Here is a 24,314-nt window from a genome sequence, read left to right as displayed (position 1 = left end):
AGAGCTGGCGGAACGGGCAAAAGTGCCGGCTGACGGGGTTGGCGGAAGTGCCGGAGCTGGCGGGGTTAGCGGTGCTGCCGGTGGGATTGCGGGTGCTGACAGAGGCCGTCGGCGCTGGCGGGCTGCGAGAACTGCCGGAGCTGCCGGAGCTGCCGGAGCTGCTGGAGCTGCCGGAGCTGCCGGAGCTGCCGGAGCTGCCGGAACTGCCGGAACTGCCGGAACTGCCGGAACTGCCGGAACTGCCGGAACTGCCGGAGCTGCTGGAGCTAACGATACTGCAAGTCGCTATTGGCCCGAAAAGAGCGCGATTGGAAATTTAACGATACGGAGAAGCGCTATTGGTTGGGAATACGTTGATGTGCAGCGGAATCGGCCCGATAGCGTCTGTGAGTATCGTTAGAATTTCGGAATGGCCGTTTTGAGCGAAATAGCGTCTCTGAGTATCGTTGGCGTTATGGAGCAGGAGGCGGGGCGCCTTACCGTACTGGCTGAGACGGGAGATTCGGCCGACCCAAGTGCATTAGTCGAAAAGATAAGCCAGGCATCCCATCAATACGATGAACAAAAAGGCGACCGACAGAATCTTCAAATAAATGAGGTAGGAGTCCGATGGCTCGGTTCCGTCGTCCGTTGTCCAGCCAATCGTAATCCGCCATACTTTTTCCGGATAGAACCAAGTCGCGACCGATCCCCCTCACGAAATGAACATTCGACTCCAGCCATCGGCGCCTTGCCGGGAGCGGATCAAGGGATTCGACGGCTCATAACAACAGCGGCCAATGGCTGCTTCCTTCGTCGTCGGCAATGAATTCGGCGCCAGCCAGCAGCAATGCGAGCTGCTCGTCCACGCCGATGCCGGGAAAGCGGCTGCAAAGAGCTGCCAGCCGACCGGCCGCGAAGGCTGCCGCGCCGCTCGTATGCCCGGGCGGATGGGCGGGAGCGAACAACGTCGTGCCGCCGCCTGCCGATGCTGCCGGCGCTCGCTGGCTGTTCGGCTCGAGCATCCAGCCGCCAGCCGCACCCCCGTCCGCTTCGCGCAGCCGCTCCTCCAGCAAGCCCCCGTCCGCTTCGCCGAGTCGCTCCGCCTCCTGCACACAACCGTCCGCCTCGTCCCGTCTCCCCTCGCTCCGCCCGCAAACGGCTGCGCCGACGCTGACCGCGTCCGGGCAGCTGGCCGGCCAGGACATGCCCCAGCAACGCTGCCGCCGCGCAGCAGCATAAAAATTGCCGGCCGCAGCGACAAAAGCGACGCCTCGCCGCCGCAGCTCGCGGATCCGCTCCGCCGTCTCCGGCTGGCCGTCCGGCTCGTCCGGCAGCAGATGCCGGCCGTCGCCGAAGGCGGCGCAGACGACCGTCGGCCCCTCCGGCAGCTCGCGCAGGATGCGCTCAAGCGCGTCGGCGACCCGGCCGCGCTCCCACAGCGCGCCTCGCCGATCGAGCAGCCGGACCGGCACGAGCCGGATCGGCGCCGGCCCGCAAGCCTCGAGCAGCGTGCGCGCGACGGCCGTGCCATGCCCATGCGGATCGGAGCTGTCGTCCGGGGAGCCGTGCCGGCTCATGTTGAAGCCGGCGTGCAGGCGGACATGCGGAAATTCCTTGGCTGCGTCCGGATCGAATCCGGTATCCATGACAAAAACCGTCACCGCTGCAGGCATGAGGCAGAGCCTCCTTTCGTCTGCGAGCCCTTTTCGATGCCGCGGCTGCCGATTCCTGCTCAAGATGCGCGGAGCCATGAGGCGCAAGGACGCCGATCGGCGCCAGCCTGGCCCGCAACGCCCTCCGATGCCGCCGCATATCGACGCCGGCATGGAGCCAATCTAAGGAAATAGGCGATTGATGGCGGATTTACTTCTTGACCAATATAGGGGTGGGGGGTATATTGGAGTCAAGGAATCACCATTGGAGGAGAAGCGAGATGGCTCGAACAGACTCAACGACGGCCCCGTCGGGCGAGCATAAATCCGTCCTGCAGCTGACCGGCATGACCTGCGCGGCCTGCGCGACGCGCATCGAGAAGGGCTTGGGCAAGATGGACGGCGTTTCGGCGGCCAGCGTCAATTTCGCGACCGAGCAGGCGAGCGTCGTCTACGATCCGGGCAAGGTCGACCGCGAAGCGTTGGAGGATAAAGTGAAGAAGCTGGGCTACGGCACGGCGAACGATACGATCCAGCTGCGGCTGGAGGGCATGACCTGCGCCGCTTGCGCCGCGCGCATCGAGAAGGGGCTCTCCCGCATGCCCGGCGTCGCCTCGGCGACGGTGAACTTTGCGATGGAGACGGCGCGCGTCGACTACGCTCCGGGCGAGGTCGGCCTCGCCGACATGCAGGAGAAGGTGGCGAAGCTCGGCTACAAGGCGCTGCCGATGGAGCAGGAGGAGGGCGGGGCGGAGGCGCGCAAGCGCAAGGAGCTGAAAAGGCAGGCGCTGCGCCTCGCCGTCTCGGCGCTGCTCTCGCTGCCGCTGCTGTACACGATGGCGGCGCATTTCGGCTTCCTGTCGTGGCTGCCGGTGCCGGCGCTGCTGATGAATCCGTGGCTGCAGCTCGCCTTGGCCACGCCGGTGCAGTTCGTGATCGGGGCGCCTTTTTACCGGGGGGCGTTCAACGCGCTGCGCAGCGGCGGGGCGAACATGGATGTGCTCATCGCGCTCGGCACGTCGGCGGCCTATTTCTACAGCCTGTACCTGACGATCGAGTGGCAGCTCGCCGGCGGCGGCGCGCATCACGGCGCGCCGTCGCTCTACTACGAGACGAGCGCCGTGCTCATCACGCTCGTCGTGACCGGCAAGCTGCTCGAGGCGCTGGCCAAGGGCCGCGCGTCCGAGGCGATCAAGTCGCTCATCGGCCTGCAGGCGAAGACGGCGACCGTGCTGCGGGACGGCCTGGATGTCGCGGTGCCGCTCGAGGAAGTCGCCGTCGGCGATCTCGTGCGCGTCCGCCCCGGCGACAAGATTCCGGTGGACGGACTCGTCGAGGACGGCAGCAGCAGCGTCGACGAGTCGATGCTGACGGGGGAGAGCCTGCCTGTCTCCAAGCAGGCCGGAGATTCGGTCACTGGCGCGACGATCAACAAAAACGGCGCGCTGCTCGTCCGCTCGACGCGGGCCGCAGGCGACTCCACGCTGGCGCAGATCGTCCGCATCGTCGAGCAGGCGCAAGGGTCCAAGGCGCCGATTCAGCGGGTCGCCGACCGCATTTCCGGCATTTTCGTGCCGATCGTCGTCGCGGCGGCGCTCGCGGCCGGACTTATCTGGTACTTCCTGATCGCTCCGGGGGACTTTGCCCGCGCGCTGGAGATCGCGATCGCCGTGCTCGTCATCGCCTGCCCGTGCGCGCTCGGCCTGGCGACTCCGACCTCGATCATGGCGGGCTCCGGGCGCGCCGCGGAGCTCGGCATCCTGTTCAAGGGCGGGGAGCATCTGGAGCAGACGCATAAAGCCGATACGATCGTGCTCGACAAGACCGGCACGGTCACCGAGGGCAAGCCGGTGCTGACCGACGTGCTGCCGGCGATGGAGCGCGACGAGCTGCTGCGCCTGACGGGAGCGGCGGAGCTCGGCTCCGAGCATCCGCTGGCCGAGGCGATCGTCGCCGGCATCCGCCGCGACCTGCCGGAGCTGCCGGAGCCGACGTCCTTTGAAGCGATCCCGGGCTACGGCATCCAGGCGGTGGTCGAAGGCCGCCGCGTGCTCGTCGGCACGCGCCGCCTGATGGAGCGCGAGGACGTGGACGCCGCAGCCGCCCATCCGCAGATGGAGGCGCTGGAGCGGGACGGCAAGACGGCGATGCTCGTCGCCGTCGACGGCCGCTACGCCGGGCTGGTCGCCGTCGCCGACACGATCAAGCCGAGCTCGGGCGAAGCCGTGGCGAACCTGAAGGAGATGGGCTTGCGCGTCATCCTGATGACCGGAGACAACGAGCGCACGGCCCGGGCGATCGCCGCCCAGGCCGGCATCGAGGAGGTCAGGGCCGAGGTGCTGCCGGAGGGCAAGGCGGACGAGGTGAGCCGCCTGCAGCGCGAAGGCCGCGTCGTAGCGATGGTCGGCGACGGCATCAACGACGCGCCGGCGCTCGCCACGGCCGACATCGGCATGGCGGTCGGCACCGGCTCGGACGTCGCCCTGGAGGCGGCCGACGTGACGCTCATGCGCGGCGACCTGCGCAGCATCCCGGAAGCGATCCGGATGAGCCGCAAGACGATGGCCAACATCCGCCAGAACCTGTTCTGGGCGCTCGGCTACAACTCGCTCGGCATCCCGGTCGCGGCCGCCGGCCTGCTGGAGCCGTGGGTCGCCGGCGCGGCGATGGCGCTCAGCTCCGTCTCGGTCGTGCTGAACGCGCTGCGCCTGCAGCGCGTCCAGGCGGGCTGATCCGCCTCGCGGGCTGATCCGACAAGCTGCCCTGATTGGCCGGCTCGCCGACCCGCTTCGCGGACGCGACTTCGCCGGCAGACCCGCCGACCCGACTCGGCAGGCCCGCCTCGCCGGCTGATCCGCCGATCTAGCCCTCCGACACGGACTCGCCGAACTTCTGGAGCAGGCGGCTGAACTGCTCGACCTCCTGCGCGGTCCAGCCTTCCAGCAGCTCGCCGACGCGCTCGGTCCGCATCTGCTTGTTCCGCTCCAGCTCCAGGCGGCCGAGCTCGGTCAGCTCGAGCGTATAAGCGCGGCGGTCATTCTCCACCGGCCTGCGCGCGAGATGGCCCTTCTTCTCGAGCGCGGCCGTCTGGCGGCTGATTGTCGAGCTGTCCAGCCGGAACTCCTCGGCCAGCGTCTTGACCGACGCCCAGCCGCTGCCGGCGATATGGTCGAGCAGCAAATAGGCGGCGCGGTCGAGGCTGTCGCCGCTCTTGCGGTACGTCGTTTCCGCGATGAGGCGCCGGATCAGGTGGGCCAGCTCCATTTCGATCGTTTCGACTGCATGTGGGTCCATCGTCTCTCCTCCTGACAAGAGAGGCGGCGCCGATCGCCTTCCCGGGCGCCATCCGCCGTCTCCTTGGCCTGCCATGACGCATACTCTGCATTGACAGGCATCTATACAGTTGTATAATACAATTATATAGTTGCATGATGCAAGTATTGTCTAGCAGACGGGAACGCAGCCGGGGGGTGCGGGGGATGAAGGCGCATGAGATCATGGTCCGCCAGGTCCACAAGGTCAAGGAGACGGACACGCTCAAGGACGTCGTCGAGAAGTTCATCAAGTACAGGATCAGCGGCTTGCCGGTCGTCAACGAGCGCAACGAGATCGTCGGCTACATCAGCGACGGCGACATCATGCGCTACATCGGCCAGCGGGAGGACTTCGTCCTCGACGCGTTTTATTTTTCGGCCGTGATGAGCATGAACGAGGGCGAGTACGACGACCGCACGCGCCGGCTGCTCGGGCGCAACGTCATGGAGCTGTCGCGCAAGAAGGTCGTGGCGGTCAGCCAGGACGAGGACGTCGCGCAGATCGCGGGACTGCTCGGCCGCAAGCGGATCAAAAAGGTGCCCGTGCACCGCGGCGGCGTGCTTGTCGGCATCATCAGCCGCGGCGATGTCATCCGGCATTCCTTCGGCAGCTATTTGACCGAGGAAAGCTGAAAAAGGTGGAAGGAGAACCGGCCGAGCCGGCTTCCCTTCCACCTTTTTTGCGTCCGCAGCGCCCGCCGAAGCGGGATCAAGCCGAGCCGAGCGCCGTTCCATGCGAGGGCGGCCCGCCGCTCGGTCCGGCTTCCCGCCGGCAGGATCGCCGCAGCGCAGCCCGCTCGGGCCGGCTTCCCGCCGGCAGGATCGCCCCGGCGCAGCCCGCTCAGCCCGCGGCCTGAACCACGGACTGCCTCCCCGCTAGGCGGGATCGAGCCGGTACAGCGCCGCTCCGTGCGGAGGCAGCTCGGCGCTCAGCCGGCCGTCCGCAAGCTCGGCGGACCGGCCGCTCCACAGCTCCTTGGCCGTGAAGGCGCCGGCGCCTCCGAGCTCGGCGAGCGTCGCCTCGACGGCCGCCGCCCGCTCGCCGACGTTGAACAGCGCCGCGTACAAGCTGCCGCCGTCGCCGTCCGCCGCCCAGACGATCGAGCCGCCCTCGCGCTTGACCAGCCGGGCGCCGCTGCTGCTCCGGTGCAGGCGCAGCACGTCGCGGTTCGTCAGCAGGCTGTTCGTCCACGCGTCGTTGTCGCGCAGCTCGCCTCCGAAAAACAGCGGCGAGCGGAACAGGCACCAGAGCGTCATCATCGTCACCTGCTCGTCCCGCGTGAAGCGGGTCAGCCGGTCGGCGCCGCCTCCGTCGACGGAGCGGATGCCGATATGGCCGAGCGGCAGCATGTCGCAGTCCGGCCAGGCGCCGTCCGCTCCGAGGCCCTGCCACCGCTCGCAGCGGTCGAACATGTCGAGCAGCAGCTCCCAGCGGTCCCAAAAGTCGTCGGTGATGCGCCATAGATTCGCTCCGGCCTTGAGCTGCTCGGCCTGCTCGACCGCCGCGGGTCCGGGCGACAGGCTCAGCACGATCGGCCGCCCGCAGCGGTCGATCGCCCGCCGGATCAGCGCGATCTCCTCGAGATGGGCGCCGTACAGCCGGGACGCGGCGATGTCGTCGACCTTGACGAAGTCGACGCCCCACTCCGCATACAGCTCGAACAGCGAGTCGTAGTACGCCTGCGAGCCTTCGTGCCGCGGATCGACGCCGTACATGTCGGTGTTCCACGGGCAGATCGAGTTCGGATGCGCGATGTCGCGCGCCGTCGCCTCGCTGCCGAGGATCGGGGACGCGGCATGGACTGCCTGGCGGGGGATGCCGCGCATGATGTGGATGCCGAACTTCAAGCCGAGCCCGTGCACGTAATCGGCGAGCGGACGGAAGCCTTTGCCGCCGGCGGCGGACGGAAAGCGGTTCGCGGCGGGCATCAGGCGGGAATGGCCGTCCATCTCCAGTGGAACGAACTTGCGGTAGAGGGAGCTGCTCGCTCCGGGCTCGTACCACTGGATGTCGACGACGACGTACTCCCAGCCGAACGGCTTCAGCCGCTCGGCCATGTATTCCGCGTTGCCGCGGATTTCTTGCTCGGTGACGGCTGCGCCGTAGCAGTCCCAGCTGTTCCAGCCCATGGGCGGGGTCGGCGCGAGGTTCAGATGGCTCATCGTTTCCTCCTGTTTTCGCATCAAGCAGCGTTCTTTCTTGAACTATACTCGACGCGTCCCGGCGCCAACTACGACAATTTCACGCAGGCAATAGCATGAAATTGCTGTCTTGCTCCGAGAGGCTCAGTCGAAAAAGATGCGGCTGTAGGGAAGCCCTTCGCCGCCCAGGCGGAACGAGCCCGGCGTCCGGCCGGTCAGCCTGCGGAACGCCTTGATGAAATAGCTGCCGCTGCTGTAGCCGACAGCCGCGCCGATCCGCTCGATGCTCCAGTCCGTCGAGCCGAGCAGCTCCACGGCCTTCTGGATGCGCACGCGGGCGAGGTACTGCGCCGGCGTCACGCCGGCATGGCGGGCGAAGCTGCGGACGAAGTGGAATCGGGACAAGCCGACTCGGTCGGCCAGCTCATGCTGGCTGATCATGTCGGCATAGCGCGTCCGCATGCAGTCGGCCGCTTCGCGGATCGCAGCGGGCCAGTCCGTCTCCGGCCGGGCGCCGGTCGACGCCCAGCGGCAGAGCTCGACGAGAAAGGCGTGCACGCAGGAGGAGGCGACGAACGGATCGGATATTCCGCCCGCGCTGGCGCGCTGGAACAGATCGCGCAGCAGCAGGATCGGCGGACTGTCCGCCGACAGGCGGGGAAAGGGGCCGGTCCTGCTTTTGACGTAGTCCCACAAGCCCTGCGCATGCGTCGGCCGGAGGAGAACGAAATAGAACTCCCACGGCTCCTTTCCTCCCGGATAGCGGTAGCGGTGACGCCCGGGAATTTCCGTCATGAACGCTTCTCCCGCCGCCAGCCGGCGTTCGCCGCCGCTCTCGTAGATTCCTTCGCCGCTCGTCGTATATTGGAAAAGCAGGAGCGGGCCGTCGGTCCTCTTCTCCCCGTCCCAGTCGTAGTCCGTCGAGTCGATCGCCTCACGGCCGACCGCGAACAGGCTGCAAAGCGGCAGCTCCGCGCTCTCCTGGAAGCGGAACCCGTAGATGCCGTAGCCCTCGTTTCTCGCCATATGCGCCCGTCCCTTCCTCCATGCTGAATGAATCCATCGTAAAGCGGACGGGCGGCGCTGTCCACCTGCGGTAGGCGCTTGGGAGAAAAACGAGCGGCGGCAAGCCGCCGGAGACGATGCGTCCGCGCGTCAAGCGAGCCGCGGCAGGCGAAAAGGCGAAAATGCCGCAGGTCCGTTTGGACCAGCGGCATTTCTCCGCGCCTGCCGTCATGCCGGGCGAGGCGGTCAGGAATTCAGCGCCGTGTGGATCGCTCCCAGCAGCTCGCCGTCCAAGTTCTGCCCGTACTCCCAGAACATGATGCCCGCGAGGCTGTTCGCTTTCAGGTACTTGACCTTTTCGGCTAGCGACTGCGTGTCGTCGTAGCTGAGGAAGCCGCCGCCGCTGTTCGTCAGATACGGAGCCTTGGCCGCATCGTCCCATTGGCGCGTCCAGCCGTTTTTGTTGATGAAGCCGGCCTTGAGCTCGTCGTACGTATAGTCGGCCGTGCCGTGGGAGTAGAACGCGCCGCCGATGACCAGCTTGGACGCGGGCAGCCCCTTGCTCTTGAGCAGCTTGACGGCGGTGTCGACGCTGTAGCTGGCGCGCGAGGAGTTGTAAAGCGCCGTATGATGCGTGCCCGAGCCGGCCTGCATGTCGTAGGTCATCACGTTCAGGAAGTCGAACGACGGCTGCACGGCGGCGATGTCGATGTTGCCGAGGCCGTAGTCCGAAGCGCCTACGGCGGCGGTCAGCTGGTACTTGTTGCTGCCTCGGCCGTCCGCTGCGCTGCCTGCGTCAAGCACCGAACGGAGCTTTTGGATGAACAGCGTATAGTTCTGCTTGTCGCCGGCGGCCGGGTATTCCCAGTCGATGTCGACGCCGTCCAGCTTGTTGGCGCGGATGTAGGAAAGGGCGCTGTTCGCGAACGCCGTCCGGCTGGCGTCGGTCGAGGCCGCGCCGGCGAAGCCTTGCGAGCGGCCCCAGCCGCCGACGGAGACGAGCACCTTCAGGCTCGGATTTTTGCTGCGCAGCGTCGTCAGCTGGGCGAGCTTGGAGGCGTCGCCGCCGCTCACGCCGTTGTTGGCCACGTCGGCGAAGGCGTAGAACACATGCGTCAGCTTTTCGGCCGGCACGGTGCTCACGTTCGGGAAATGCCAGTCGGCGACGTAGGCGCCGGTAATCTTGCCGCCCGGAGCGCCGGGCGTCGGAGTCGGCGTCGCGCTAGGCGAAGGCGTCTTGGTCGGAGTCGGCGTCGGAGTCGGAGCGGACGAGCAGGCGCCGAGCGATTTCCATGCGCCCCATGGGCCGGACAGGTCGGGGCGCTCGTTCGTCGTCCACCACTTCGCTTCGTACAGCGTGCTGCTGTACACGGCTTTCTGGCCCGCGGTGTAGATCGCCGAGGCCGACCAGGCGGAGACGCCGGTGCAGGCATCGGCGGCATGGGCGGTGCGGACGGCGAGCGAGCCCGGCACGATCGAGCCGATCAGGAACACGGCGAGCAGCAGCGCGCGCAAAGCCTGGAAGCGGGGGGTGGAAGTGCGGGATTTTGCGGACATGAAAGTCCTCCTTTTCAAAAGTAGGATAAAAAAGCGGAATTCGGCAGGCGGCCTCCTTTCACTCGAAGAGTTCCACTATTATCCTATTAAATTCATAACGCTTAAAGGATAGTTTCTCAGAATGGCAGGGGGAAATATCCATTTCTTCCTCTGGGCAGGAGGACAGGGGCGAAAATCGCGTCCATTCGATGATATGAGCAGAAGGGCCTAGGCTGATTTATGAGAAAAGTAAGGGATTTGATGAGGGACTTCTAATATTTCCCGGGCAGGGATTCGACAAAAAACTACGAATATTAACCTTTAATAAAAATGATGAATCATCATGCCGAATTTTCGAGAAGAAAAACGGGGGAACCATACCGGGTGAATGAATCTTGCAAGAGAGGATTCTAGGGAACCTTCAACCGAACCCACAGCTAACTTCGTAGGCATCCGAAGGGAGAAGCAACTTGTGAAGAAAGTCATCCTGTCCATGCTTGGCCTGGTTCTGCTTCTGACGTTCAGCAGCAGCGCGTTCGCGAATACGCCGGATCTCGACAGCGCGATCAAAAAAGTCATCGGCACGCCTTACAAATACGGCGGCACGACGACAGCCGGCTTCGACTGCTCCGGCTTCGTCCGCCATATTTTCAACCAGTTCGACGTCAAGCTGCCCCGCACGTCCAAGTCGCAGGCTCAGGTCGGCTCCAAAGTGGACAAGGACGATCTTCGTCCCGGCGATCTCGTCTTCTTCAATACGAGCGGCCGCGGCATCTCGCATGCCGGCATCTACGTCGGCGACGGCAAGTTCGCCCACGCCTCCAGCAAGGGCGTGCGCTACACGAAGCTGAGCGATTCCTACTACGCCAAGCGGTACGTCACCGCCCGCCGCGTCGTCACCGGCGAGGACTACAGCAAGATGATCGGCGAGGACGACGGCGAGGACGTCGCCGGCGAAGAATAAGCATGGTCGTTGAAGTCCCGGCAGCTTGGGCTGCCGGGACTTTTTGCATCCGGACCCGCAGGGGAGCCGTTGGCGATACAGGAGGAGGAGGAGTCCATCATGAAGCTGCAAGGCCTTAATCATCTGCTGTTCAGCGTCTCGTCGCTGGAGCGGTCGATCGCGTTCTATCGGGAGGCGTTCGGCGCGAAGCTGCTCGTGCGCGGACGGTCGACCGCTTATTTCGATCTGGACGGTCTGTGGCTCGCCTTGAACGAAGAAAAGGATCTCCCGCGCGAGGAGATCCGTCTGTCTTATACGCATATCGCCTTTTCCATTAAAGAGGAGGAGTTCGACGAGGCGGTGTCCCGGCTGCGGCGCATCGGCGCGGACATCTTGCCGGGACGGGAGCGGGACGAGCGTGACCGGCGCTCGGTCTACTTCGCAGACCCCGACGGCCACAAGTTCGAATTCCATACCGGCACGCTGGCGGACCGGATGGCCTATTATCGCCAGACCAAGCCGCATATGGAGTTTTTTGACTAGAGGCTCCGCATGGCTCATAGGCCCGCGCAGTCGTTTCGTTAGCGCTTAGAAGCCTCGCTCGCGGACAGAAAGGAACAAGGGGCTGTCCCGGCATCCGTGAAACGGACGTCGGGACAGCCCCTTGTCGCATGGCCGCCTCTGGCGCCGCAGCCTCTCGCTCCTCGGGTTCGCGAACGGCAGAGCCGCGGCTTCTCGCCGCTCGGATTCGCGAACGGCAGCGCCGCTCCAGGCTCCAGGCCTACCGCGCAGCTGCTTTCATCGCTCTCGCTTGCGGCTCGACGAGCGCACGATCAGCTCCGCCGGCAGGATGAGCGTGCGCGGGCCGCTGCCGTCGCCGTTTTCGATCCGGTCGACGAGGCGCTCCAGGCCGAGCGCGCCGAACTGATAGGCCGGCTGCGCGGCCACCGTCAGGAACGGACTCAAAATGCTGGCGAAGCCGAGATCGTCGAAGCAGACGACCGACAGATCGTCCGGCACAGCCAGGCCGCGCTCGCGCAGCGACTGGATGACGCCGAGCGCGAGGAAGTTGTTGGCGGCAAAAATGGCCGTCGGCGGGGAGCTCAACGCCAGCAGTGGGTCGAGATCGCTCGGATTGAAGCCGTCCGAATAGTCGAGATGGCGGACGAGCGTCTCGTCATACGGGAGGTCGTTCAGCTTGAGCGCGTCCCGATAGCCCGCATGGCGCTCGCGCGCGGTGGAGACGTCCTCCGATCCGTTCACCAGCGCGATGCGCTCGTGGCCGAGTCCGATCAGATGCTCGACGAGCCGGCGCGCCCCGTCGCGGCTTTCGCCGAGGATGCGGTCCGCCTGGATGCCGGGCACGTCCCGGTCGAGCAGCACATAGGGAATGCGGTGCTGCTCCAGCAGCCGCAGATGCGGGGCGGAGCCGTCGCCGGCCGGAGCGAACAGCACGCCGTCCACGCGCGTGGAGAGGATCATGTCCACATAGTCCTTTTCCTTGCCGTAATCCTCGTCGCTGTTGCCGAACAGCAGCCGATAGCCGAGCCGCTTGGCCGCATCCTCCGCCCCCCGCGCCAGCGTCGTATAAAACGGGTTGGCGATGTCGGCGATGAGCAGGGAGAGGATGTTCGTCTTCTGCAGGACGAGGCTGCGGGCGTTGGAGTTCGGCACGTACTGCAGCTCCTCCATCACCTGCCGGACCCGCTTTCTCGTCGCTTCGCTGATCCGGCCGGTATCGTTGATGACCCGCGACACTGTCATGGCGGAGACGCCGGCCACGCGGGCGATGTCGTAGATGGTGACCATGAAGCTCCCCCGTTCCCTTTTTACAAGCTGCAATCATTGTAGCCAATGCGGTCTATTGACAGCAAGCATGAGGTCGCTTACATTTGAGTTACCGATAACCCAAATCGAGGAGCGCGGCCAGCCGATCCAAGTCGTCTGCCGGCGCAAAGAGGAGGAGAAGGCATGGAGCATGCGTTGGAAGCGGGAGCGGACGCGATCGTCATGGATGTCCGCGACCATGTCGCGACCGCGCTGCGGGATGTGGCGGCAGGAGAGACGATCCGCTACAAGACAGGCGGGCGGGAAGGAAGCGTCGTCGTCGCGGAGCCGGTCGCGTTCGGCCACAAAATCGCGATCGCGGCCGTAGCGGCAGGCGACGAGGTGCGCAAGTACGGCGAAGTGATCGGCCGCGCCGTGACGGCGATCGAGGCGGGGCGCCACGTCCATGTGCACAACATCGAGGGTATCCGCGGACGCGGCGACCAGGCTGCGGCTTCAGGAACGGGAGGAGCGAACGAATGAGCGCAGACGAAAAGGCGGCCGCAAAGGCCGTAGCGATGATGGCTGGAAGCCAGGCGGCGGCTGGATCGCAAGGAGCAAAGGCAAGCGCCGACGCGGCGCAGCTTTCAGACGCCGGCGCTTCGCCAGCGTCGCCAACCTCGCCAGCAGGGGCAGCGTCGCCCATGATCATGGGCTACCGAAGGGAGAACGGCGACATCGGCATCCGCAATCATCTGCTCATCATTCCGACCGTCATCTGCTCGAACCAGGTGTGCAGCCGCATCGCGCAGCTCGTGCCGGGCGCGGTCGCCGTGCCGCATCCGCATGGCTGCAGCCAGATCGGGGCGGACAAGGACCGCACGTTCAGCGTGCTGGCGGGGACGGGGGCGAACCCGAACGTCGGCGCGGTGCTGATCGTCAGCCTCGGGTGCGAGGTGGTCGATCCGCAGCAGCTGGCCGACGCCATTCGAGTTACCGGTAAACCGGTCGAATGGTTCGACATCCAGAGCGTCGGCGGCTCGGTGAAGGCGATCGAGCATGGCGCGAAGCTGGCGCGGCAGCTGCAGGCGGGCCTGATGCGCCTGCGGCAGGAGCCGGTGCCGCTGTCCAAGCTGAAGGTCGGCGTCAAATGCGGCGGCTCGGACGCGACCTCGGGACTCGCCTCCAATCCGGCGCTAGGCGCCGCGGCCGACAGGCTCATCCGCGAGGGCGGCACGGTCGTCATCGGCGAGACGACGGAAATCATCGGCGCGGAGCATGTGCTTGCCGAGCGCTGCCCGGACGCCGCGGTGCGCGAGCGGCTGTACGCGATCGTCGGCCGCTTTGAGCGCGAGGTGGAGCGGATGGGCGCCGACATGCGCGGCGGCAATCCGAGCCCCGGCAACATCGCCGGCGGGCTGTCGACGATCGAGGAGAAGTCGCTCGGCTGCATCAGCAAATGCGGCACGTCCCCGATTCTCGGCGTCACCGAATACGCCGAGCCGCTGCCGGAGGGCGGACTTTATTTCATGGATTCTCCCGGCAACGACATCGAATGCGTCTCCGGCATGGCGGCGGCCGGCGCGCATATCGTCTGCTTCACGACCGGCCGCGGCACGCCGACGGGCTCGGCTGTCGTTCCCGTCATCAAGATCACCGGCAACGGCCGCACGTTCTCGCTCATGGAGGACAACATGGACGTCGACGTCAGTCCGATGCTGGACGGCTCGCTCGACGTGGAAGCGGCCGGCGAGAGGATCTGGCAGGAGATCGTCGAGGTCGCGGACGGCAAGCTGACCAAGGCCGAGATTCTCGGCCATCAGGAATTTTCCATCAACCGCATCGGCCCGAGCCTGTGAAGGAGGTCCTATGAACGTCATCGATCTGGAGCTCGACTACAAGCCCAAGCTGCCGCAGGACGCCCGCATCGGCATCGCGATCATCGGCGCGGGCGAAATCGTCGGCGCCTGCCATCTTCCCGCTTACCGCAAAGGCGGCCTGAACGTCGTCGGCATCTACGATCTGAACGCAGAGCGCGCCGCGGCGCTAGCCGCGCAGTTCGGCCTGCCGCGCGTCTATCGCACGCTGGAGGAGCTGCTTGACGATCCGGCCGTCCGCGTCGTCGACATCGCCGTGCCGGCCAAGGCGCAGCCGGCCATCGCGCGCCAGGCCGCGGCCGCCGGCAAGCATATGCTTTGCCAGAAGCCGCTCGCCGAAAGCTACCGCGAGGCGGCCGCCATCGAGCGCGCTTGCCGCAAGCACGGCGTCCGCGGCGCGGTCAACCAGCAGATGCGCTGGTCGCCGGGCATCCGCGCCAGCCATGCGATCCTGAGCCGCGGCTGGCTCGGAGAGCTGACGCAGGCGACGATCTCGGTCGACGTCCGCCAGGATTTTGCCGCGTGGAGCTGGCTGCGGGAGATGCCGACGCTGGAGGTCATGTACCACAGCATCCATTACCTCGACAGCATCCGCTTCCTGTTCGGCACGCCGGACTCGATCTACGCCGACGGAGCCCGCTTCCCCGGCCAGCGCACGGTCGGCGAGACGCGCACGATGCTGTCGCTGCGCTATCCCGGCGAGCGGCGCGCGCTCGTCCACGACAACCACAACCATATCGCCGGCGAAGAGGACTGGCACGCGACGTACCGGTTCGAGGGCACGGAGGGCATCGTCCAGGGGACGAACGGCTCGCTGTACGACTATCCGGTCGGACGGGAGGACACGCTCAGGTTCCACTCGCGGCTGCTCCATCCCGATTATTGGTTCGTTCCGACGCTGCACGGCAAATGGTTCCCCGACGCCTTCCTCGGCACGATGGGCGAGCTGCTGCGGGCCGTGGAGGAGGATCGCGAGCCGGAAACCTCCGTCCGCGACAACCTGGAGACGATGCAGCTCGTCTTCGCAGCTTACCGATCGATGAGCGAGGACCGGCCGGTCGCGCTGCGCGAAATTGCAAACGAAGAGGAGGAAGCGGCATGCTGAAAGGAATTTCTCCGCTGCTCTCGCCTGAGCTGCTCCATGCGCTGCGGGCGATGGGGCATGGCGACGAGCTTGTGCTGGCCGACGTAAACTTCCCGGCCGCATCGACGGCGGCGCGGCTCGTCCGGGCGGACGGCCATGGCATCCCGGAGCTGCTGGACGCGATCTTGACCTTGCTGCCGGTGGACACCTACGTGCCGCAGCCGGCCGTCGTCATGGCGGTCGTGCCCGGCGATCCGCCTGCCCCAGCCGTCTGGCAGCAGTACCGGGAGCTGCTGCGCCGGCATGAGCGGCGCGAGGTCGACATCGCCGAGCTGGAGCGCTTCGCTTTTTACGAGCGGACGCGCCGGGCCTATGCCGTCGTCGCGACGAGCGAGGCGGCTCCTTACGGCAATCTGATTTTGACAAAAGGCGTGGTGCGGATATGAGGCTGAAAGACAAGATCGCGCTGATCACCGGGGCCGGCTCGGGCATCGGACGCTGCTCGGCGCTGCGCTTCGCCTCGGAGGGAGCGCATGTCGTCGTCGCCGACATCAACCTGGAGGCGGCCGCAGAAACGGCCGCCCTGATCGCCCAAGCAGGCGGCGAGGCTTCCGCCGTCGCCTGCGACGTCACCGATCCCGCCTCGGCGGAGGCGATGGCGCAGCAGACGCTGGAGCGGCACGGGCGGATCGACGTGCTGTTCAACAATGCGGGCATCAGCGGCGTCGGCGCGCTGCACGAGGTCGAGCCGGACGCCTGGGACCGCGTCATCAGCGTCAACATCCGCGGCACCTATTTGCCGAGCCGGGCCGTGCTGCCGTCGATGATGGAGCGCCGCGGCGGCGTCGTCATCAACATGAGCTCCTGCATCGCCGAGATCGGCCTCGCGCGCCGGGCTTCCTACGCCGCGACCAAGGGCGCGATCCTCGCGCTGACCAAGTCGATGCAGGTCGACTATGCGCCGTACGGCATCCGCGTGAACGCGCTGCTGCCCGGCACGATTTTGACGCCGTTCGTGGAGAAGTACCTGCGCGAGTCGTACGCGGACCCGGAGGAAGGGCTCGCCGGCATCCGCAGCCGCCAGCTGAGCGGCGATCTCGGCCGGCCGGAGGATGTCGCCGAAGGCGCGCTGTTCCTCGCCTCCGACGAGTCGAAGTTCATGATGGGTTCGCCGCTGTATTTGGACGGCGGAGTCGTATTCGGCAAAAATGCCTGACGGCAAGGAAAGCATGAGAAAGGGGAATCGGCGATCATGAAGCTGTTGACATACCGCAAGGAGGGCCGGCTCGCGCTCGGCGTGCGCACGGAGCAGGGGGTGCTGGACGTGGCGGCGGCTGAGATCCGGCTCGGAGAGGGACGGCAGGTGCCGCTGACGGTCGAGGCCGCGATCGAGGGCGGAGCCGAGGCGCAGCGGACGCTGGAGACGCTGGCCGCTCAGGCGGACGGAGTCCCCGAGCTGTGGCTGGACGAGGACGCGCTGCAGCTCGGGCCGTGCGTGACGGCTCCCGGCAAGATCATCTGCGTCGGCCTGAACTACCGCAAGCACGCGGAGGAGACGAATGCGCCGATTCCGGAGTATCCGATCCTGTTCAACAAGTTCAACAATACGCTGGCCGCGCATCGGGAGGACATCCCGCTGCCGCGCGTCAGCTCGGAGGTCGACTACGAGGCGGAGCTCGTCATCGTCATCGGGCGCACGGCCAAGGACGTCGGGCGCGAGCAGGCTCTGGAGCATGTGTACGGCTACTGCTGCGTCAACGACCTGTCGGCCCGCGACCTGCAGATGCGCACGCCGCAATGGCTGCTCGGCAAGACATGCGACAAGTTCAGCCCGCTCGGCCCGTATCTGGTGACGGCCGACGAGGTCGGCGATCCGAACGCGCTGGCGATCTCCGCCGTCGTGAACGGCGAGACGCGCCAGTCGTCCCGCACCTCGGACATGATTTTCCGCTGCGACGAGATCGTCAGCTACATCTCGCGGCATATGACGCTGTCGCCCGGCGACATCATCCTGACCGGCACGCCGGAGGGCGTCGTGCTCGGCCTGCCTCCGGAGAAGCGGGTTTACCTGCAGCCGGGCGACGTCGTTGAGATTTCCATCGAGAAGCTCGGCACGCTGCGCAACCGGATGACGGCGGAGCAGGGCGCGGAGGCTCGGATCTGACGATCAGGCTTCGGAAGAATAAACGAGCGATGCCGGGGCAAGCCCCGGCATCGCTTTTTTAATGGGAGAAGCGTATCAGGACTCTTTTTTCCGCAAACGCTGAATGGGAAGGAACGGAAAAAGAGGAGGGACGGCATGCGGATCGGCAGCCATGTATCCATGGGCGGGAAAGAAATGCTGCTCCAAGCGAGCAAGGAAGCGGCTTCGTATGGTGCGAATACGTTCCTGATCTACACGGGCGCGCCCCAGAATACAAGAAGAAAGCCGATCTCGGCCTATCGGATCGCCGAGGGGCAGGCGCATATGCGGGAGCACGGCATCGCCGACATCGTCGTGCATGCTCCGTTCCTGGTCAATCTGGCCAACGCCGTGAACGATCAGGTGTTCCGCCACAGCATCTCGTTTCTGCGCGACGAGCTGGAGCGGACGGAAGCGCTTGGCTCGAGGCAGCTCGTCCTGCATCCGGGAGCTCATGTCGGGGAAGGCATCGACATCGGGCTGGGCAAAATCGTCGAAGGCTTGAACGAGGTGCTGGAGCCTGGCGGCAAAGCCCAGATCTCGCTGGAGACGATGGCCGGCAAAGGAACGGAATGCGGCAGCCGATTCGAGGAGCTGGCCCGCATTTTGGACGGGGTCACGCATAACGACTCCCTTTCCATCTGTCTCGATACCTGCCATGTGCATGATGCCGGCTACAATATCGTGGACGATTTCGACGGGGTGCTCGATCAGTTCGACCGCCTGATCGGCCTGGACCGGCTGAAGGTGCTGCACATCAACGATTCCAAAAACGTGCGGGGCTCCCGCAAAGACCGGCACGAGAATATCGGCCACGGCTTCATCGGCTTGAAGGCGCTCGATTCTATCGTCCATCATCCCCAGCTGGCCGACATTCCGATGCTGCTGGAGACGCCTTCCTTTGGGCCGGTCAAATATAAGAACCCGCCCTATAAGCACGAAATCGCCCTGCTTCGCAGGCAATTGGCCGATCCGGTGAACAAGGAGCCGACCGCGTAGGCGGGACAAGCTTGGTTTGACGCGCCCAGGCGGGCCTCTGGCAACGCTGCAAGGATTTTGAAATTTCGGGGAAGGCTAGGTGCAGAATCGCATGCTGAGGAGGCTGAATCGTGATGTTCACTGTCGATCCGACGACGACCGGCATCGTCCTGACCGATCCGCAAAATGAATTTTTGTCGCCGGGGCATCCCGGGTATGAGCTGCTCAAGCCGGTCATTTTGCAAAACAATACGGTCGGCAACCTGGTGAAGCTGCTCCAGTCAGCCAAGCAAAAGGGGTATAAGGTCTTCGTCTCTCCCCACTACTTGTATCCGCATGACCATAAGTGGCAGTTCAAGGGAGCGGAGGAGACGCTCCTCCTTTCCACCTACGCCTACGATCGTCCCGATGCGCGGAGCCCGGTGCCGCCGGCCTCCGGAGCGGCATTCGTGCCGGACCTGCTGCCGTTTCTCGAAGACGGGCAGACGATCATCGCCAATGCGCACAAGATCGCCAGCCCGGCAACGAACGATCTGTGCTTGCAGCTGCGCAAGCAAGGGGTAAGCAAAATCGTTCTGGCCGGGGTCGTATCCAATGTGTGCGTCGAATCCCATATGAGGCATCTGATCGAGGAGGGATTCGAGGTCGCGATCGTTCAGGATGCGACGGCGGCTCCTGCGGACGGGTTCAATGCCGCTCTCGTCAATTTCAAAGGGTTCGCCTCGGCTGTCTGGACGACCGAGCAGGCAGTCGTCAATCTATAGAGCCTTGTCGAAAGGCAAACGAAAGACCCCCGGTCCACGGACCGGGGGTTTTTTTATGCTGCCGCGCCATTGCGCGCAAAACGAAGCTATGGTATCATCAGAAAACCAGTCGCTTCAATCGTTTGTTAAGAACCATAGTTATTGCATCGTACCTTTAATTCAATATTACCATGGGTCGCGGCTGGATGTCAAATGCCTTTTTCAGAGGAAAACGGGAGGAGTCGGTGCGGACATGCGGCACGAGCGCGAATGGAACGAAGAGCAGGCACGGCTGGATCGAGTCGCCCAAAAGCTGCGGGAGCGGATCGCCGAGCTGGAGCCGGAGGTGGCCGGGCTGCACGGGCAAGCGGGGGACATCCGCAAGCGCTTTTGGGAAGAAGTGACGGTCAACACGGCCACGGACGAGGACTTCGAGGAAACGTTCTACAGCATCCGGCAGCAGGAGGCGCTGCTCTCGGAACGGGAGCGCAGCCACCGGCTGCGGCTGCAGCAATGGAAGAGCATGACCCGGCTGCTGCCCTCCCCGTACTTCGGACGCGTTGATTTCCGCGAACATGGCGTCGGCTCCGCCGAGCCGGTTTACATCGGCGTCTCCTCCTTCGTCGACGCGGAAGGAATGGACTTTCTCGTCTACGACTGGCGCACGCCGATCGCAAGCTTGTACTACGACCACTCTCCGGGGCCAGCCTCCTACGACACGCCAGACGGCGCCGTGCGGGGCGACATGGAGCTGAAGCGCCAGTACCAGATCCGCCAAGGCCGGCTGCTGAACGTATTCGACACGAGCCTGACGATCGGCGACGAGCTGCTGCAGCAGGCGCTCGGACAGGGCGCGGACTCGCAGATGAAGAGCATCGTCGCGACGATCCAGAAAGAGCAGAACGCCATCATCCGCGACGACAGGAGCCGGATGCTCATCGTGCAGGGAGCGGCGGGCAGCGGCAAGACGTCTGCGGCGCTTCAGCGCGTGGCGTACCTGCTCTATAAAAACCGGGACCGGCTGAAGGCGGACCAGATCGTCCTGTTTTCGCCGAATCCGATGTTCAACAGCTACGTCTCGACCGTGCTTCCCGAGCTCGGCGAGGAGAACATGCAACAGGCGACGTTCCAGGAATATCTGGAGCAGGGCATCGGCTCGATGCTGAGCCTTGAGGATCCATTCGATGCTATCGAATACGTCCTGCAGATGGCCGGCTCGCCGGAGCATGACGCCCGGGTGGAGGGCATCCGCTGCAAGGCGTCGGGAGCTTTCCTGCAGGCGCTGAGGGACTATGCGGAAGGGCTGGGGCAATCCGGCATGCGCTTCAGCGGCATCCGGCTTGGAGATCGCGAGCTTATTCCGGCCAGCCGGATGGCGGAGCGCTTTTACGGGTACGATCGTTCGATCCGCCTGGCCAATCGCGTCGCCATGCTCCAGGAGTGGCTGCTCCAGGAGCTGGCCGGGCTGGAGCGCAAGGAGCGCGGCGCGGACTGGGTGAGCGAGGAGCTCGACTATCTCGACAACGACCGCTACGACGCCGTGCACCGGGAGCTGCACAAGGAACGGGGCGTGTTCGACTTCGCCGAGCAGTACGAGCGCATCCAGGAGTTCGTGCAGAACAAGCGGCGCCGGGACGAAGGAGACTTCGACTACGCGGAGAGGGAGCAGGAGCTGCTGGCCGGCGCGATCGTCCGGGAGCGGTTCGAGCCGCTGCGGCGAAGCGTGAGGCGGATGCAGTTCGTCGACATGGCCGGATTGTACGCGCAGCTGTTCGATCCGGAGCAGGCTTATGCGGCGCTGGCAGAGCAGGCGGCCGCGCCCCGGCTTTGGCCGGATATCTGTGATCAGACCCGGGAGAAGCTGGCTCGCGGGGAGCTGTTCAGCGAGGATGCGACGCCGTTCCTTTATTTGCGGGAGCTTGTGGAAGGCATGCGGACAAATACGCAAGTGCGGCATGTTTTCGTCGATGAAGGCCAGGACTACTCGATGGTTCAATATGAATATTTGCGGAAGCTGTTTCCCCGCGCCCGCATGACCGTGCTGGGCGACTTCGGCCAGGCGATCTTCGCCCAGGCGACGGAGCTGGACGGCGAGGACTCGCCGCTGATGCGGCTTTACGGGGAGGCGGACACGAGGCTGATCCGCCTCGTCCGCAGCTATCGGTCGACGCGCGAGATCGTCGAGTTCACCAAAGCGCTGCTGCCGAGCGCAAAGGAGATCGTGCCCTTCGCCCGAAGCGGCAAAAAGCCGCTGCTGATCCAGGCGGACGACAGCGCACGGCTGGCGGCGCGGATGGCCGAGGAGCTGGCGGCGCTGCAAGCGGAAGGCTTCGCCTCGATCGCCGTCATCACGAAAACGGCCGCCGAAAGCCGCGAGGCGCATGAGCTCCTGACCAAGCAGGGCTGCCCGTCGCTGCGGCTCGTCACCAAGGAGACGCCGACGTTCGAGAACGGGACGCAGGTCATCCCGGCCTATCTGGCCAAAGGCGTCGAGTTCGACGCCGTGCTGATCTACGACGCTTCGTCGCGGACCTATCAGCGGGAAAGCGAGCGGAAGCTGTTCTATACGGCGTGCACGCGCGCCATGCACCGGCTGCAGCTGTATGCGGCAGGAGAATGGACGCCGTTCCTGCAAGGCGTCGAGCCGTCTTTGGTCGAGGAGGGGGGCCAGACTCGCTAGGGCGTGTCTGCCAGCATGCTCTAGGAATCGAGAGCGGCGGATTCGATCTTTCCTTTGCCGTTCTTGTCGAGCTTGTACAGCACCTTATGGAACGATTCGCTTCCCTCTTCGTTCATCGCATGCTCATTCACTTTCACTTCCCAATCGGACTCTTGCTCGGCTATGGAGAGGATGGATGGATAGAAATTCCGCTCCTGCTTCGCGTGCATGAACGTGAACAGCCGCTCGATCGCTTTTTGTTCTGCCGCAGGGACAGCGATCTCGTACAGGTTCGCCGGAGCTTGGAGGGGAAAGGACGAATTGACGCCATCGTCCTCATAGAATACCTCCACTTTGGTTCCGATCTTCAACCGGGTGATTCCTTTGCGCATCAGGACGATCGGATTTTCCTCGCTGTTCGCGCCGACAATGACGGTTTTTTTGTTTTCCTTGTCGTATTTGTAGATGTAGCCGATGAAGTCAGGCTCTCGCTGCGAGCAGCCGCTTGCCAGCAGCAAGGCGAGTACGAATAGAAGGAAGAGGAGCTTTTTCATGATAACCTCCTTGGAATGGATGGCATCAGCGACAGAGCATTTAGAAAAATTATACTTAAATGAGCCGAATAACGAAACTGCCGCGCCGTTTTCAAAAACATCTCCTTTTTATCCCAAGGTCGGCTATAATAGGTCCTTAATAGCGTCCGACATGGGAGGAAGCCAAGCATGCAGCCTTGCCGAGTACTGCTCGTCGACGACGAGTTCATCATCCTGGACGGAATCGCTTCGGTCATCCCTTGGGAGCGCCATGGGACCGTGCTTGCCGGTACGGCGCAGAACGGCATCGCGGCGCTGGAGCTGATGGAGTCGGTCCGTCCGGACATCCTGATTACGGATATCCGCATGCCGGGCATGGACGGACTGGAGCTTGCCGAGCGGGTGTCCGAGGCGTACCCGGATGTCGGAATCATCATGCTGACGGGATTCAATGAGTTCGAATATGCCAAGTCGGCGATGCAGCACGGCGTCAAGCATTATTTGCTGAAGCCTTGCAGCTCGGAGGATGTGACCGCCGCGCTCGACGAGATCGTCGCCGCTCAGCGGGAGCGGGACTCCGGGCGCCGCTTCCTGGAGTCGGTCAAGCACAACCTGGCGCAGGCGCTGCCGTACGCGCGGGAGCAATTCCTGCGCGAGCTCGTCTCCAACAAGCGGTACGGAGAGCGCGAATGGACCCGCGGCCGCGAGATGTTCGGCCTTCAGCAGAACGTCGGGAGCATCCGCCTGCTGCTGTTCGAGGCGGATGGCGATCCGGAGTACGAGCAGCTCTTCGCCATGAAGAACATCGCGGAGGAGCTGCTGCCCGGCTGCCTGCTCAGCGCGCTCAGCGGCAGCTACGCGATGCTCCTGCTGGAGGATGGCGACGAGGACGAGCTGTATCGGGGCATCGATCTCGTGCGCGAGGCGTACCTCCGCTATTACCGGCTGGACGCGACGGCCGCGCTCAGCGAGGCCGGCCCGCCGGAGCAGGCGAGGCGGCTGTACCTGCAGGCGCTGAGCTGCCTCGGCTACCGCTTCTATCTCGGCGAGGGCGGCCTCATCACGCCGCAGGACGTCATGGAGCCGCTGGCAGAGACCGGGACTCGGGGCGAATTCGACATGCAGCGGCTGCTCATGCTGATCCAGGCGGGCAACGAAGCTGAATCGCGAAAGGAACTGGACCGGCTCATGGAGGAGCTTGCCGCCTGGCGGCTGGACGTGCCGGAGGCGAAGTCCTACCTCATCCAGCTGTTCATGGAGCTGAGCCGCCTGTACGGCCGCGAGGAGATGGACCGCAGCCTGGAGCGGCTGTCGGAGCTGATCGCGACCGGCTCGATCCGGCCGCTTCAGGGGCTGCTGGAGCAGATGCGGCGCGAGATCGCCGGACAGCGCGCCGAGCAGACCCGCCGCCGCCACTCCCGCATGGTCGAGTCGGTCAAGGCGATCGTCGAGCGGAGCTACGCCGACGAATCGCTGTCGCTCTCCTCGGCAGCCAAGGAGATGTTCATGAATCCGGACTATGTCGGCAAGCGGTTCAAGCTGGAGACCGGCGAGAGATTCACCCAGCATGTGCTTCGCTACCGCATCCAAAAAGCGATCGAGCGGATGGAGCAGGATGCCGGCATGACCGTTGCCCAGCTCGCCGAGGAGACGGGATTCGGCTTCAACGCTTCCTATTTCAGCAAGATGTTCAAAAAGATGACCGGCGTCTCCCCGACCGAATATCGCGGCTCCCGCTGATTGCCCTCGCTCCCTCCGAGCGGGGCTTTTTTTCGTTTCGGCAATGCTCGGTTTTTTGCTGCTCTTGTCCGGTTTTGGACATGGGAAATAAAGGATGGCGAAGGTAAAGTAAAGGAGTGCATTGAAAGCGCTTCACGCTGCCAGACGGCGAAAGGAAAGAACGGGGGGATCGACTTG

General features: G+C 64.7%; 22 protein-coding genes and 1 riboswitch. Of the genes, 15 read left to right on the top strand and 7 right to left on the bottom strand.

The annotated features are described in order from the left end of the window. Nucleotides 1-38 precede the first annotated feature (38 nt). Nucleotides 39-320 (top strand): hypothetical protein, encoded by a 282-nt coding sequence (locus NYE40_RS16015; protein ID WP_339278666.1) that lies wholly within the window; start codon nucleotides 39-41, stop codon nucleotides 318-320. A gap of 441 nt (nucleotides 321-761) precedes the next feature. On the opposite strand, the gene NYE40_RS16010 is transcribed toward NYE40_RS16015, so the two are convergent. Continuing rightward, nucleotides 762-1,655 (bottom strand): S8/S53 family peptidase, encoded by an 894-nt coding sequence (locus tag NYE40_RS16010; RefSeq protein WP_028597201.1) that lies wholly within the window; start codon nucleotides 1,653-1,655, stop codon nucleotides 762-764. 260 nt (nucleotides 1,656-1,915) lie between these two features. On the opposite strand from NYE40_RS16010, the gene NYE40_RS16005 reads away from it, so the two are divergent. After that, nucleotides 1,916-4,366: a heavy metal translocating P-type ATPase gene (locus NYE40_RS16005; protein WP_153783908.1), complete on the top strand. Its 2,451-nt coding sequence runs from the start codon at nucleotides 1,916-1,918 to the stop codon at nucleotides 4,364-4,366. Between the two features lie 130 nt (nucleotides 4,367-4,496). On the opposite strand, the gene NYE40_RS16000 is transcribed toward NYE40_RS16005, so the two are convergent. Beyond that, complete coding sequence (locus tag NYE40_RS16000; RefSeq protein WP_028597199.1) at nucleotides 4,497-4,928, bottom strand: MarR family transcriptional regulator; 432 nt, start codon at nucleotides 4,926-4,928, stop codon at nucleotides 4,497-4,499. Between the two features lie 185 nt (nucleotides 4,929-5,113). Here NYE40_RS16000 and NYE40_RS15995 point away from each other — a divergent pair, with 185 nt between their 5' ends. Further along, nucleotides 5,114-5,581, top strand: coding sequence for a CBS domain-containing protein (locus NYE40_RS15995; RefSeq protein ID WP_028597198.1), 468 nt, complete (start codon nucleotides 5,114-5,116; stop codon nucleotides 5,579-5,581). Nucleotides 5,582-5,824: 243 nt separating this feature from the next. Here NYE40_RS15995 and NYE40_RS15990 read toward each other — a convergent pair whose 3' ends face one another. From NYE40_RS15990 to NYE40_RS15980, 3 genes are all read right to left on the bottom strand, one after another. Beyond that, on the bottom strand, nucleotides 5,825-7,111 hold the full coding sequence (locus tag NYE40_RS15990; protein ID WP_028597197.1) for a glycoside hydrolase family 27 protein: 1,287 nt from the start codon (nucleotides 7,109-7,111) through the stop codon (nucleotides 5,825-5,827). A 123-nt stretch (nucleotides 7,112-7,234) separates the two neighbouring features. Then, nucleotides 7,235-8,116, bottom strand: coding sequence for an AraC family transcriptional regulator (locus NYE40_RS15985; RefSeq protein WP_028597196.1), 882 nt, complete (start codon nucleotides 8,114-8,116; stop codon nucleotides 7,235-7,237). Between the two features lie 225 nt (nucleotides 8,117-8,341). Continuing rightward, nucleotides 8,342-9,652: a glycosyl hydrolase family 18 protein gene (locus NYE40_RS15980; RefSeq protein WP_028597195.1), complete on the bottom strand. Its 1,311-nt coding sequence runs from the start codon at nucleotides 9,650-9,652 to the stop codon at nucleotides 8,342-8,344. Between the two features lie 313 nt (nucleotides 9,653-9,965). After that, nucleotides 9,966-10,099, top strand: a riboswitch (cyclic di-AMP (ydaO/yuaA leader). A gap of 4 nt (nucleotides 10,100-10,103) precedes the next feature. Here NYE40_RS15980 and NYE40_RS15975 point away from each other — a divergent pair. Both NYE40_RS15975 and fosB read left to right on the top strand, forming a co-directional pair. Further along, nucleotides 10,104-10,595 carry a C40 family peptidase gene (locus tag NYE40_RS15975; RefSeq protein WP_028597194.1) on the top strand — a complete coding sequence of 164 codons (492 nt, stop codon included), beginning with the start codon at nucleotides 10,104-10,106 and terminating at the stop codon, nucleotides 10,593-10,595. A gap of 99 nt (nucleotides 10,596-10,694) precedes the next feature. Further along, a complete protein-coding gene (fosB, locus tag NYE40_RS15970; RefSeq protein WP_028597193.1) occupies nucleotides 10,695-11,117 on the top strand; it encodes a metallothiol transferase FosB in 423 nt (140 codons plus the stop codon). A 255-nt stretch (nucleotides 11,118-11,372) separates the two neighbouring features. Here the strand turns inward: fosB and NYE40_RS15965 are convergent, their stop codons facing one another. Next, on the bottom strand, nucleotides 11,373-12,383 hold the full coding sequence (locus NYE40_RS15965; RefSeq protein WP_028597192.1) for a LacI family DNA-binding transcriptional regulator: 1,011 nt from the start codon (nucleotides 12,381-12,383) through the stop codon (nucleotides 11,373-11,375). A 162-nt stretch (nucleotides 12,384-12,545) separates the two neighbouring features. On the opposite strand from NYE40_RS15965, the gene NYE40_RS15960 reads away from it, so the two are divergent. The 9 genes from NYE40_RS15960 (at nucleotide 12,546) to helD (ending at nucleotide 21,885) form a co-directional block, all read left to right on the top strand. Next, the gene (locus NYE40_RS15960) at nucleotides 12,546-12,884 is read left to right on the top strand and encodes a UxaA family hydrolase (protein ID WP_339278665.1); all 339 of its coding nucleotides are present in this window, start codon (nucleotides 12,546-12,548) and stop codon (nucleotides 12,882-12,884) included. A gap of 161 nt (nucleotides 12,885-13,045) precedes the next feature. Further along, nucleotides 13,046-14,200, top strand: a complete 1,155-nt coding sequence (locus tag NYE40_RS15955; RefSeq protein ID WP_339278664.1) for a UxaA family hydrolase — start codon at nucleotides 13,046-13,048, stop codon at nucleotides 14,198-14,200. A gap of 10 nt (nucleotides 14,201-14,210) precedes the next feature. Then, nucleotides 14,211-15,323 carry a Gfo/Idh/MocA family oxidoreductase gene (locus tag NYE40_RS15950; RefSeq protein ID WP_153783901.1) on the top strand — a complete coding sequence of 371 codons (1,113 nt, stop codon included), beginning with the start codon at nucleotides 14,211-14,213 and terminating at the stop codon, nucleotides 15,321-15,323. Then, nucleotides 15,317-15,748, top strand: coding sequence for an L-fucose mutarotase (gene fucU, locus NYE40_RS15945; RefSeq protein WP_028597188.1), 432 nt, complete (start codon nucleotides 15,317-15,319; stop codon nucleotides 15,746-15,748). Before NYE40_RS15950 ends, fucU begins: the two co-directional genes overlap by 7 nt. Then, the gene (locus NYE40_RS15940) at nucleotides 15,745-16,518 is read left to right on the top strand and encodes a glucose 1-dehydrogenase (RefSeq protein ID WP_028597187.1); all 774 of its coding nucleotides are present in this window, start codon (nucleotides 15,745-15,747) and stop codon (nucleotides 16,516-16,518) included. The genes fucU and NYE40_RS15940 overlap by 4 nt, the downstream gene beginning before the upstream one ends. A 36-nt stretch (nucleotides 16,519-16,554) precedes the next feature. Continuing rightward, nucleotides 16,555-17,466: a fumarylacetoacetate hydrolase family protein gene (locus tag NYE40_RS15935; protein WP_339278663.1), complete on the top strand. Its 912-nt coding sequence runs from the start codon at nucleotides 16,555-16,557 to the stop codon at nucleotides 17,464-17,466. Nucleotides 17,467-17,601: 135 nt separating this feature from the next. Next, nucleotides 17,602-18,483, top strand: coding sequence for a deoxyribonuclease IV (locus NYE40_RS15930; RefSeq protein WP_028597185.1), 882 nt, complete (start codon nucleotides 17,602-17,604; stop codon nucleotides 18,481-18,483). A gap of 113 nt (nucleotides 18,484-18,596) precedes the next feature. Further along, on the top strand, nucleotides 18,597-19,226 hold the full coding sequence (locus NYE40_RS15925; protein ID WP_153784758.1) for a cysteine hydrolase: 630 nt from the start codon (nucleotides 18,597-18,599) through the stop codon (nucleotides 19,224-19,226). A 232-nt stretch (nucleotides 19,227-19,458) separates the two neighbouring features. Next, nucleotides 19,459-21,885 carry an RNA polymerase recycling motor HelD gene (helD, locus tag NYE40_RS15920; RefSeq protein ID WP_339278662.1) on the top strand — a complete coding sequence of 809 codons (2,427 nt, stop codon included), beginning with the start codon at nucleotides 19,459-19,461 and terminating at the stop codon, nucleotides 21,883-21,885. A gap of 20 nt (nucleotides 21,886-21,905) precedes the next feature. Here helD and NYE40_RS15915 read toward each other — a convergent pair whose 3' ends face one another. Next, nucleotides 21,906-22,418, bottom strand: a complete 513-nt coding sequence (locus NYE40_RS15915; RefSeq protein WP_101807851.1) for a hypothetical protein — start codon at nucleotides 22,416-22,418, stop codon at nucleotides 21,906-21,908. 168 nt (nucleotides 22,419-22,586) lie between these two features. Between NYE40_RS15915 and NYE40_RS15910 the strand changes: the two genes are divergently transcribed. Beyond that, on the top strand, nucleotides 22,587-24,137 hold the full coding sequence (locus tag NYE40_RS15910) for a response regulator (RefSeq protein ID WP_101807850.1): 1,551 nt from the start codon (nucleotides 22,587-22,589) through the stop codon (nucleotides 24,135-24,137). Nucleotides 24,138-24,314 lie beyond the last annotated feature (177 nt).

It is taken from the genome of Paenibacillus sp. FSL W8-1187 (assembly GCF_037965485.1).
GTDB lineage: Bacteria > Bacillota > Bacilli > Paenibacillales > Paenibacillaceae > Paenibacillus_O > Paenibacillus_O pasadenensis.
The sequence above is the reverse complement of the archived record's forward strand: the minus strand, read 5'-3'. Positions and strand labels throughout refer to the sequence as shown.

Excerpts from the sequence above, each read along its gene's own strand:
- NYE40_RS15940 (WP_028597187.1), top strand. The coding sequence starts at position 15,745 with ATGAGGCTGAAAGACAAGATCGCGCTGATCACCGGGGCCGGCTCGGGC.
- fucU (WP_028597188.1), top strand. The coding sequence starts at position 15,317 with ATGCTGAAAGGAATTTCTCCGCTGCTCTCGCCTGAGCTGCTCCATGCG.
- NYE40_RS16005 (WP_153783908.1), top strand. The coding sequence starts at position 1,916 with ATGGCTCGAACAGACTCAACGACGGCCCCGTCGGGCGAGCATAAATCC.
- NYE40_RS15935 (WP_339278663.1), top strand. The coding sequence starts at position 16,555 with ATGAAGCTGTTGACATACCGCAAGGAGGGCCGGCTCGCGCTCGGCGTG.
- NYE40_RS15985 (WP_028597196.1), bottom strand. The coding sequence starts at position 8,116 with ATGGCGAGAAACGAGGGCTACGGCATCTACGGGTTCCGCTTCCAGGAG.
- NYE40_RS15990 (WP_028597197.1), bottom strand. The coding sequence starts at position 7,111 with ATGAGCCATCTGAACCTCGCGCCGACCCCGCCCATGGGCTGGAACAGC.
- NYE40_RS15995 (WP_028597198.1), top strand. The coding sequence starts at position 5,114 with ATGAAGGCGCATGAGATCATGGTCCGCCAGGTCCACAAGGTCAAGGAG.
- NYE40_RS15925 (WP_153784758.1), top strand. The coding sequence starts at position 18,597 with ATGTTCACTGTCGATCCGACGACGACCGGCATCGTCCTGACCGATCCG.
- NYE40_RS15915 (WP_101807851.1), bottom strand. The coding sequence starts at position 22,418 with ATGAAAAAGCTCCTCTTCCTTCTATTCGTACTCGCCTTGCTGCTGGCA.
- NYE40_RS15950 (WP_153783901.1), top strand. The coding sequence starts at position 14,211 with ATGAACGTCATCGATCTGGAGCTCGACTACAAGCCCAAGCTGCCGCAG.
- helD (WP_339278662.1), top strand. The coding sequence starts at position 19,459 with ATGCGGCACGAGCGCGAATGGAACGAAGAGCAGGCACGGCTGGATCGA.
- NYE40_RS15960 (WP_339278665.1), top strand. The coding sequence starts at position 12,546 with ATGGAGCATGCGTTGGAAGCGGGAGCGGACGCGATCGTCATGGATGTC.
- NYE40_RS15910 (WP_101807850.1), top strand. The coding sequence starts at position 22,587 with ATGCAGCCTTGCCGAGTACTGCTCGTCGACGACGAGTTCATCATCCTG.
- NYE40_RS16000 (WP_028597199.1), bottom strand. The coding sequence starts at position 4,928 with ATGGACCCACATGCAGTCGAAACGATCGAAATGGAGCTGGCCCACCTG.
- NYE40_RS16010 (WP_028597201.1), bottom strand. The coding sequence starts at position 1,655 with ATGCCTGCAGCGGTGACGGTTTTTGTCATGGATACCGGATTCGATCCG.
- NYE40_RS15955 (WP_339278664.1), top strand. The coding sequence starts at position 13,046 with ATGATCATGGGCTACCGAAGGGAGAACGGCGACATCGGCATCCGCAAT.
- fosB (WP_028597193.1), top strand. The coding sequence starts at position 10,695 with ATGAAGCTGCAAGGCCTTAATCATCTGCTGTTCAGCGTCTCGTCGCTG.
- NYE40_RS15930 (WP_028597185.1), top strand. The coding sequence starts at position 17,602 with ATGCGGATCGGCAGCCATGTATCCATGGGCGGGAAAGAAATGCTGCTC.
- NYE40_RS15965 (WP_028597192.1), bottom strand. The coding sequence starts at position 12,383 with ATGGTCACCATCTACGACATCGCCCGCGTGGCCGGCGTCTCCGCCATG.
- NYE40_RS15980 (WP_028597195.1), bottom strand. The coding sequence starts at position 9,652 with ATGTCCGCAAAATCCCGCACTTCCACCCCCCGCTTCCAGGCTTTGCGC.